Genomic DNA, 8,887 nt, shown 5'->3' on the forward strand with positions numbered 1-8,887 from the left:
GCATGCCGTGGCGGGGATCGCTCTCGCGCTCGGCCGGATCCCAGAGGTGATGGGCGACGAACTTCAGCGCCAAAGCCTCGGTAGCGGGCCAGGGCAGGGGGTGGCCGGTGGCGGCGAGGCACCAGGCCTCGAGGTAGCCGAGGTCGGAGGCGAGGGCCCGCAGCGTGTTGGCGCCCATGCCGGAGCGGGCGAGGTGCTTGAGGGTGGCGGCGTCCTCGTCGGTGAGGAGGACGGCCAGCCGTTCGCGGGCGTCGAACGGCAGGAGACCGGCGAGGGCATCGAGGTCGCGCTCCCGGGCGAGGGTCGGATCCGGGAGGAGATCAGGGGGGAGATCGGACATCGCGGGCGGGCTTCAGCAGGGATCCGGACCGCATCCAAACCGATTTCCGCTCCCGCGTCTATCGCCATCGATAAGGGGACATTATCAATGGTCAGAGTAGCTTTCCAGTCCTCATACAGGTGCACGAAGCGGAATGCCTGCTCGCTTCCGCCATGACGGATCGGTACAAGCCTTCCAATGGTTTACCGCTTGCCCGAGCCGCTCCCCTGGGCCACCCTCGCCACCCCGCTGGTCGCCGCCGAGGATGCCCTCGCCCGCCTCGATGAACGCCTCGCCACTAGCCCCATCCGAGATGGCTGGAGCACCCGCACCGATTTCGCCGACGCCTGCGCCAGCCTCGCCCTCCAGGGCGACCTCGTGCTCCTCGAAGACCTCGTTCTCCACGACGCCGGGCGCGACAGGCACGCCCCCTCGCAAGAGCTCACCCGCGCCCACGCCGTCCTGCGCACCCGCCGCCGCATCGCCGCCGCCGACCCCGGATGGGCCACCAGTCCCACTGGCCTCGCCGCCCTGTCCGAGGATCCAGCTGGGGCAGGGGATCAGGATGCGGTCACGGTGCGAGCCGTGCCGCCGATCGACGACGCAGACAGGGAGGGGGATCTCGCGGACAACGACGATGCTTTTTCAGCCGGGCTCGCCGACATCGACGCTCTGATCGCCCGATCCAGCCGCCTCCTCGCAGACACCGGCGCGGTGAGGGAAAAATCGCCGCTCCTCTACGATCCAGCCTGGGGCGAGACTGACCGCCTCGCCGCTTGGCGCCAGGTCGTTGCTGACACCCGCGCCCTGCCGCCGGTCCTCGCCGCCTCCGTCGCCTACGACGCCTGGATCACCCTCGAGCCGCTCCAGCACCGTGCCTGGCTGGGACCGCTCCTCGCCGCCGATCTCCTGCGTGCCCGCGACAAGGCTCGTCACCACCTGCCCGCCCTCGCGAGCGCCTTGCGCCGCGTGCCGCGCGACCGCTGGCTCGCGCGCGATCCGTCCTCCCGTTGGTTGACCTTCCTCGGCGCCGTCACGACCGGTGCAGAGCAAGGCATGAGCGATCATGACCGCTGGATGCTCTCGCGCGAGGTCCTGCGGGCGAATGTGAGGGGGAGGCGGGCGAACTCCAGCCTGCCAAGGCTCATCGACCTCGTGCTCGCCCGCCCGCTGGTCTCTACCACCACCATCGCGGACGAGCTCGGCGTCACCCCGCGCGCCGCCCAGACCCTCGTGGCCGAACTCGGCCTGCGCGAGCTCACCGGGCGGGGGCGATACCGGGCTTGGGGGATCTTGTAATCCGGCTGCCACGAGCGGGTGTGAGATCCACGAGGTGCGCGGTCGCAGAAGTTGCCGTCCATGTCAGCGGCTTGGCGCGGCAAAGTACTGATGAACGAGATTATCCCTTGGATTGCCGGGGATCATACACCGGCAGGGACTTGCCCAGCGTCGGCGATCCTCCATAGAGTTTTTCACATTCGGATCTGGATGGATCCTCGTATCAGGAAGAATTGACGTGTCGGACGAGTCCCAAGCCCAACAACCTGAGTTCATCGATCTCGCAGCTGATATCGTGTCGGCCTATGTGAGCAAAAACAACGTTCCGATCGCCGAACTGCCGTCCTTGATCGCCTCAGTGCACGCCTCGCTGAGCACTCTCGGCCAGCCTGCCGCCACCCCGGACGAGGATCACAAGGTCACCGCGGCTCAGATCCGCAAGTCCGTCACCTCGGACGCCATCACCAGCTTCATCGATGGCAAGGCATACAAGTCGCTCAAGCGGCACCTGACCTCGAACGGCTTGACCCCCGACGAGTACCGGCAGAAATACGGCCTACCGCGCGACTACCCGATGGTGGCGGCCTCCTACACAGCGCGGCGATCCGAGCTCGCCAAGAGCCTCGGCCTCGGACAGCTCCGGCGTGATCGAGCTGCAGCCAAGAAGGCGGCTGAGAAGCGGGCCGAGCCCGATCCGGTCGTTACCGCGCCTGTGGACGCAAAGCCTGCACGTCGCGGCCGGCCGAAGAAGGCCGAAGCCAACACAGCCGAGTGACGTGGATCCGATAAACCCATGGCGGCGACAGCGTGCCCGACGCACTCTGTCGCTCTCGGGCGTGCTCTTCGTTGCGGGAGGTTTCGCGCTGGCTCTGGTCGGCATCTATCTTGCCGTCGAGGATATCGTCACTCCCTTGATCAGGTGGGCGCGCTACCTGTTCAGGGTTGTGCGCCTCTGCGGAATGCTCGATAGAGTGCCACAGCTCGGTCATGAACTGAGTCGTGGAGTTGGAATGCTTTCCGTGTCGCAACAAGAACAAGGCCCCTCGGCCACTCTCGTTGAGCTCGCCGCCGATATCGTGTCGGCCTACGTGTCCAAGAACTCCGTTCCGGTGGCGGAGCTGCCGAACCTGATCGCGTCAGTCCACATCTCGCTGACGAACCGCGGGCGAGTGGTTTCCGAGCAACCCGAGAAGCCGGTTCCGCTGATGCCCATCAAGAAGACGGTGACCCCGGATTACCTGATCAGCCTCGAGGACGGACGCCAGTACAAGTCGCTCAAGCGCCACCTGTCGACCCGCGGGCTCACCCCCGAGGAGTACCGTCGCAAGTGGGGCTTGCCGCACGACTACCCGATGGTGGCCGCCACCTACGCGGCTCAGCGTTCGGAGCTCGCCAAGAACAGCGGATTGGGCCGGCCCCGCAAGGCAGCCTGAACCCTTCCCCAGACCCTCTGCCGGCCAGCACAACGCATAGCCTGTCGGCAGGGTAGTGAATCGAGGTAGGGCGGTCCAGATGAGCATCAGCCTCACTGCCGATAGAGCAGTGGGGCTTCGCTCGCGCTCTATGGCACCGCTTCAGAGATTGATTATCCATGTGGCGAGTGACCGGTAGGGCAGCTCGCCTCATGGCAGGCCAGTCATCAGCCTCGTGCGAAAGCCAACTCTGATCGTCGTCGGACAAACGGAGACCGTGCGTGCGCCAGTTCAGAGTCGGTTCATAGGTGCCGTCCTTCAATCGCTGTCTGCTGGATGCAGCACGCGAGGAAAATGATGAAGCGGTTGGTTCTCTCAGCTGTCGCGGCGACCTTCACGGTTTCGCTGTTCGCGGCCCCCACGGCTGAGGCGCGCCCCGGCTACCGTGGTGGCTATCACGGCGGGTACGCGTACCGCGGCGGCGGCTACCGTCACTACGGATACCGCCGCGGCCCAGGGGTCGGCGGTGCTCTTGCAGCGGGTGCTGCCCTGGGGATCATCGGCGGTGCGATCGCCGCCTCTCAGGCGCCCCGCTACTACTACCCGGCTCCTGCCTACGGGTATTACGGTCCAGGGCCCGGCTACTACGGGTACTGACGGCCAGGGTCACTTCTTGCGTGTGGGACGTCGAGAGGCGTCCCGCTCGGCTGGTACGAGTTGGCTCAGGCGCCTCAACGAGGGTCGAGGTCCAGGTGTAGCTGACAACCCTGGGCTGTTCTGAGTGCGTTGGTCCATTGGGCCCTTAGGCACGTGATACGGGGCTGGTCCAGAAATCAAACCGCATTTTCTTGGAACGTATCCGGGGCTGGGCTGGACCGTTCCGAGAGGGCAAACCTCGATGGGCCGTCCGGCAGGTATGAACAGCCGACTGCGGCAGCGTTTTCCTGACATTTGAATGGCTGACAGGGTTTCCTGACATCCTCCAAGGAGCGCGGCTCTTGCGTAAGGCGTGTCAGCCTTGGCCGGTCTGCCCGCCTGTCAGGAACGGGTCGTTTTCCAGACATACTGACCCCACGCATCGAGAGGGGCGGATGTGCTGAAGTCCAGGTACACGCGTGGTGACGTCGCGAGCTAGAGCTAGCCCCCTGCGGTTTCGGTTATTCCATAGCTGGCCAACGTGCACCCGGCACCCATTATGATCTCGTAGACGAAGTACTCCGGCAAGTCGACTACGATGCGCGATGTCTGTTGGTAGATCTATAACCTTGGTCCTGCACCTGGGGATGGAACCGCCCTTGAGGTTTAGAGATCAACCTTCGTCCGGCATGTGCATGGCGGCATGAACGGCAGTGACGTGACCTTGCATCTCACGACGCGCTGTGTCCGCATCTCTGGCCGTGATGGCAACCACAATCCTGTCGTGTTCCGCGAAGGACGGATGATCTTCCGGCGGACCAGCAATGGTAGACCGAACCCTGTTCCAGGTTAGCACACGACGTACAGCCGCAAGATGATCGTAAAGGAAGAGCAATAGCGGGTTGCCGGCGAGGACCGCGATCTCCCGATGGATGCGAGCATCCTGCAGCTCGTAACCGCGCCATGTCAGCCCAGGTTCGCGACTGGCGCGAACGGCCTCACGTAAAGCTGTGAGATCAGCGCCCATCGCACGCGTCGCCGCAGCAGCAGCAAGCTCAGGCTCCAGGATTAGGCGGGCCTGAACGATGTCGCCGGGCTGCGCCTTCTCAGCCAAGGATGCGACCTCATCGATCGCCGCCAGAGGCCGAGGGCTGAGATAGGTGCCTGCCCCCACGCGCCGGATGAGCTGACCGTCGGCTTCCATCGCCGCAAGCGCCTTGCGCAGTTCGCGACGCGACGCGCCCAATGCTTCAGCGAGGGCGCGCTCCGGGGGCAGCCGGCCGTCCGGCGGAAGCTCGGTCGTCGCGAGATACGCCTGAAGGATGGTCAGGACTGGCGCTGCGTCGGTGTCCATGGGGCTGCCTTTAGCCGACCGCGCAAACTCAGCCAAGCTGTGGGACCGCCGCTTGACACCTCCAAGGAGCGTCCGTACCAATCTGCTTCATTGGTTCAAAGGCTCTACCATGCAGTACATCATCGATCCGCCCGAAGTGGCTGTGGTCCCGGTCGTTGGCGAAACCGCGATGTTCCCGGTGCGGCGGATCTGGTGCGTCGGGCGCAACTACGCCGACCACGCCCGCGAGATGGGTCATGATCCAGACCGAGAGCCGCCCTTCTTCTTCTCGAAGCCAGCCAACACAATCGTGCGGGACGGAAGCGAACTGCCGTTCCCTGTGCAGACCAACGATCTCCACCACGAGGTTGAGTTGGTTGTAGCCCTGGCAAAGGGTGGCTCGAACATCCTAGTGCAGGACGCGCTCGACCTAGTTTTCGGCTATGCCGTGGGCTTCGACATGACGCTGCGCGACGTGCAAGGGGAGGCCAAGAAGCAGGGCCGGCCCTGGACCCTGTCAAAGGGCTTTGATCGTTCCTGCCCGATCAGCTCCATCGCGCCAGTCTCGCGAACGGGTCATCCTGCGCAAGGAAGGATCGAAGCAACTATCGACGGCAAGACGCAGCAGAGTGGTGATCTGGACCAGATGATTTGGTCGGTCGCCGAGTGCCTCGCCCATCTCTCGAAAGCAGTCAAACTTCTTCCCGGTGACCTTCTGATGACTGGCACACCTGCGGGAGTGAGTAGAGTGTTGCCTGGCAATACCCTGCGCGGAACCTGCGCCGGCATTGGTGAGATCACGGTGACTTACCGGACCTGACCAAATCGGGCTTGCTCGCTCCTCACCTGAGATCAGCGAGCATGATGCCTGATCATCCATGAATATTACCGACACGGTACTGCACGATTTGGCTCTGGTTCTTCCGAAGACACCACTGGAGAATGGCATGACATCGCACAAGCTTCGCGCTCTTCCCCTCCTCGTCATGCTCACGAGCATGCCGGCCTTGGCTCAAACCGCGCAGCCGCAAAGCACGGTTGGTGCATCGCAGCCTTCGGCGGGAGGCACGCCCGAGAGAACGCCGTTCAGCACCCCGTATGGGGCCTCGATCAGCGCGGATCAGGCTAAAGCTGTACTGAGCGCGGCGGACGCTGAGGCAAAACGTCGGGGATGGCCGACCACCATCGCGGTTGTCGACACGCATGGTGAACTTGTTGCGTTCTCTCGTCCTGATGGAGCCACATTGGCGTCGAGCCAAGCTGCTCAGCGCAAAGCGAGCACTTCAGCGCGCTGGAAGAGGGAGACCCGCGTCTTTTTCAACGCCTATGTTTCGGGGGCGAACTACGTCGGAACATACGATCCCGAGATGATGGCTGCACCGGGCGGCTTCCCGGTCGTGATGGCTGGCAAGATCATCGGCGCCATCGGCTGCGCCGGGGGCACGGGTGATCAAGATGCTTTGATCTGCCAGGCCGGCGCAGAGACCGTGAAGTAGGCGGGCACAAACCGCGCGATCTAGCTCGACGACTCACCTCACTGCCTTGTTCGAGGATTTGCCGACGATGAACAGGCGAGCCTTCCTGGGAGCTTCCATGAGCGTGATTGCGACCACAGCCGTCGGAGCTCCTGACACGATAAAGCTTCTCCTCGGCACGTCGCCGCCCGGCGGCGGCTTCACGCCTTTCGGTGACGCCTTCGCACCGACGATCAACGAACGTCAGCACGAGGTGGTCGTGGAGCCGGTCTTCACGAAGGGAAGCCTTGAAAACATTCCCATGCTGGAAGAAGGGCGGCTCGGGCTTGGACTTGCTGGTGGTGAGGCAACCTTCGAGGCGCTGACAGGATCGACACGCTCACCGGCAGCCCTCAGCATCATTGCACCCATGTACTCCTCTGCTGGTATGTTTGCAGTCCCTGGCCTATCAGCGGTCACATTGATCATCGATCTAAAGGGCAAACCTGTTGTCTTCGGTGCGCCTGGCTCCAGTCTGGTCGTGCAGGCTCGCTACATCCTCAAGGGCATCGGACTGGATCTCGAGCACGACTTCCAGGCGATCTTATTGCCAAGGGACGATGAGGCGCTGGCAATGCTCGCTGATGGCAGGGCCGCAGCACTGTGGGGAGGTGGGATCGGCTGGCCCGCCTTCGAGGATCTTGCGAGGAGCGGGACAGGCGCACGCTTCGTCGCGCCGAACGAAGCAGAGAGCGCAGCCATCGTCGGTAAGGTGCCGTTCTTGAAGCGACTGACCGTGCCGGCCGGAACCTACAATGGCCAGAACGAGCCGATCCACTCGGTCGGGAGCTGGTCCGTCGTGCTGGGCCGCAGTGACATGCCCGAGAGGGTAGCCTATGCGTTGGCTCGCGCCTTACACGAAGGCGAGGCGGACATGGCCAGACGTGTTCGGTCCGGGCGTGAGACAACAGCTGCCAACACCTGGGTCGCCGCGCCGCGCGCTGAGTTCATCCATCCTGGGGTCAGGCGGTATTTAGCGGAAGCAGCGATCGAAGCACCAATTAAGTGACAAAATATTTGCTTCATTCAATATATCAGTAGGTATGAGCAGAATAGCATTCAAACATCATTGATGTCGGCGCCGCCGTTATTTTATGACATTATAGTCTAGAAACGAAAATTACGGCGTGAGGTAATGACTGCACCTCGAGAACTGATTGCCTTCGCGCAGCTGACGTTGGGAGGTTCATTAACCGACGCCAGCTAATACGCTCCTTCGAAGCAGGAGCGATCAATGTGTCAGCCAAAAAAGTATTTCATATACACTGGCTTGAGTGTAATATTTGCAATGGTACCGCTGCCTATCCAAGCGGCGCCAATTGCATCATATTCAGATCGCGATGCCGCCTATCTTCAGAAGGCATTTGATCACGACCTCTGCACGCGAAATGACCGTGAGCTACGAAAACTTAACAGATCTTTAAGCAAGAAATTTACAACCAAAACGCGTTAATAAATAGCCTCATCGTTGCAGCAGGGTAAGCGTCCGAGCGTCGTGGAAGGAGCACGCTTTGAGGCGGAAACGGCTCCTCGTGCTATGCTTATCGTGGCTCGACGCGATCAGAGCGGCGAACTGTCTCTTTGGCTCGGTCGTTCGGTACTGGGCCTTAGTTAGGGGCACGGTAAGCTGCGGATGCCGTAGCCTGTGACTGCCTGCTCATAACTTGTGAGTTATGAGCATTTTTCGCAGTGGGCGGAAAGCAGACGCTCCCGAACCGGGCTGACCCTGCTATAATCCGCTGATGCGTGACGGAGAAACCGAACTCGACATGGTTCAGCGGCACGTCAAGGATGGTGCCCGGCACATCGTGAAGCAGCGCGCCGTCATAGATCGCTTGCAACGGTGTAACTTACCGACGGAGGATGCGGAGGCGCTCCTAATTCTCTTCGAGGGCATTCAGCGCCAGCATCAAGAGCATCTTGCCCGACTGGCACGGGGACTGCCTTAACATCCTAATGGCCCGCTGCCGGGTGTTTGCGGTTGTAGCAGCGACTTTCGCGGATCGACCCAGGCCTCTTGGCTTCCTCAATCCGGCCACTCTCCATAGATGCTCAACATCCCTCGGCTGGCATTGACCCATGTTGCTCATCGGCCCCCGTCAGCATGGAGGCCGCCTCAACGCTTAAGCCTCGTCCAATCGGTTCTGGATCCACTCCTGTGCCTCGTCTAAGCTGGCAAACGTGGGCTGGACGCGCTTATCGGCACCGTCAAAACCTGCTTCCAAGAACCACTTGCCTTCATCCTCCTCATGGTCAGCGGAGAGCTGTACAAGCACAGCTACGAGAAGGTCTGACGTGAATACGAGCAGTCCATCTGTGTCACCGCCTCCGGTTTTCACGCGGACCGGCTGTAAGCGGAGGCTCATGTCACGGGCCTTCTCACATGCAAATACGC

9 protein-coding genes and 1 pseudogene are annotated in these 8,887 nt (G+C 62.2%); 7 read left to right on the forward strand and 3 right to left on the reverse strand.

The annotated features are described in order from the left end of the window. Positions 1-340, reverse strand: a pseudogene (locus MFF64_RS35920) (integrase); the annotation flags it as partial. A 177-nt stretch (positions 341-517) separates the two neighbouring features. On the opposite strand from MFF64_RS35920, the gene MFF64_RS35925 reads away from it, so the two are divergent. The 4 genes from MFF64_RS35925 to MFF64_RS38755 all read left to right on the forward strand — a co-directional run bounded on the left by MFF64_RS35925 (position 518) and on the right by MFF64_RS38755 (position 3,666). Then, positions 518-1,618, forward strand: a complete 1,101-nt coding sequence (locus MFF64_RS35925) for an RHE_PE00001 family protein (protein ID WP_099905665.1) — start codon at positions 518-520, stop codon at positions 1,616-1,618. A 217-nt stretch (positions 1,619-1,835) separates the two neighbouring features. Next, positions 1,836-2,372, forward strand: a complete 537-nt coding sequence (locus tag MFF64_RS35930) for a Ros/MucR family transcriptional regulator (protein WP_238193787.1) — start codon at positions 1,836-1,838, stop codon at positions 2,370-2,372. A 235-nt stretch (positions 2,373-2,607) separates the two neighbouring features. Further along, the gene (locus MFF64_RS35935) at positions 2,608-3,030 is read left to right on the forward strand and encodes a Ros/MucR family transcriptional regulator (RefSeq protein WP_099905663.1); all 423 of its coding nucleotides are present in this window, start codon (positions 2,608-2,610) and stop codon (positions 3,028-3,030) included. A 336-nt stretch (positions 3,031-3,366) separates the two neighbouring features. Then, positions 3,367-3,666 (forward strand): hypothetical protein, encoded by a 300-nt coding sequence (locus MFF64_RS38755; RefSeq protein WP_099905670.1) that lies wholly within the window; start codon positions 3,367-3,369, stop codon positions 3,664-3,666. A 652-nt stretch (positions 3,667-4,318) separates the two neighbouring features. Here the strand turns inward: MFF64_RS38755 and MFF64_RS35945 are convergent. Then, on the reverse strand, positions 4,319-4,999 hold the full coding sequence (locus MFF64_RS35945; RefSeq protein WP_238193788.1) for a FadR/GntR family transcriptional regulator: 681 nt from the start codon (positions 4,997-4,999) through the stop codon (positions 4,319-4,321). A 109-nt stretch (positions 5,000-5,108) separates the two neighbouring features. On the opposite strand from MFF64_RS35945, the gene MFF64_RS35950 reads away from it, so the two are divergent. From MFF64_RS35950 to MFF64_RS35960, 3 genes are all read left to right on the forward strand, one after another. After that, on the forward strand, positions 5,109-5,798 hold the full coding sequence (locus MFF64_RS35950; RefSeq protein ID WP_238193789.1) for a fumarylacetoacetate hydrolase family protein: 690 nt from the start codon (positions 5,109-5,111) through the stop codon (positions 5,796-5,798). Positions 5,799-5,856: 58 nt separating this feature from the next. Next, positions 5,857-6,474 (forward strand): GlcG/HbpS family heme-binding protein, encoded by a 618-nt coding sequence (locus MFF64_RS35955; protein WP_238193790.1) that lies wholly within the window; start codon positions 5,857-5,859, stop codon positions 6,472-6,474. A 67-nt stretch (positions 6,475-6,541) separates the two neighbouring features. Then, a complete protein-coding gene (locus MFF64_RS35960) occupies positions 6,542-7,501 on the forward strand; it encodes a TAXI family TRAP transporter solute-binding subunit (RefSeq protein WP_273557208.1) in 960 nt (319 codons plus the stop codon). 1,114 nt (positions 7,502-8,615) lie between these two features. On the opposite strand, the gene MFF64_RS35965 is transcribed toward MFF64_RS35960, so the two are convergent. After that, the coding region (locus tag MFF64_RS35965) for a hypothetical protein (protein WP_238193792.1) at positions 8,616-8,887 on the reverse strand (272 nt) is incomplete at its 5' end.

The sequence above is a fragment of the Methylobacterium frigidaeris genome, from assembly GCF_022179185.1.
Lineage (GTDB): Bacteria > Pseudomonadota > Alphaproteobacteria > Rhizobiales > Beijerinckiaceae > Methylobacterium > Methylobacterium frigidaeris.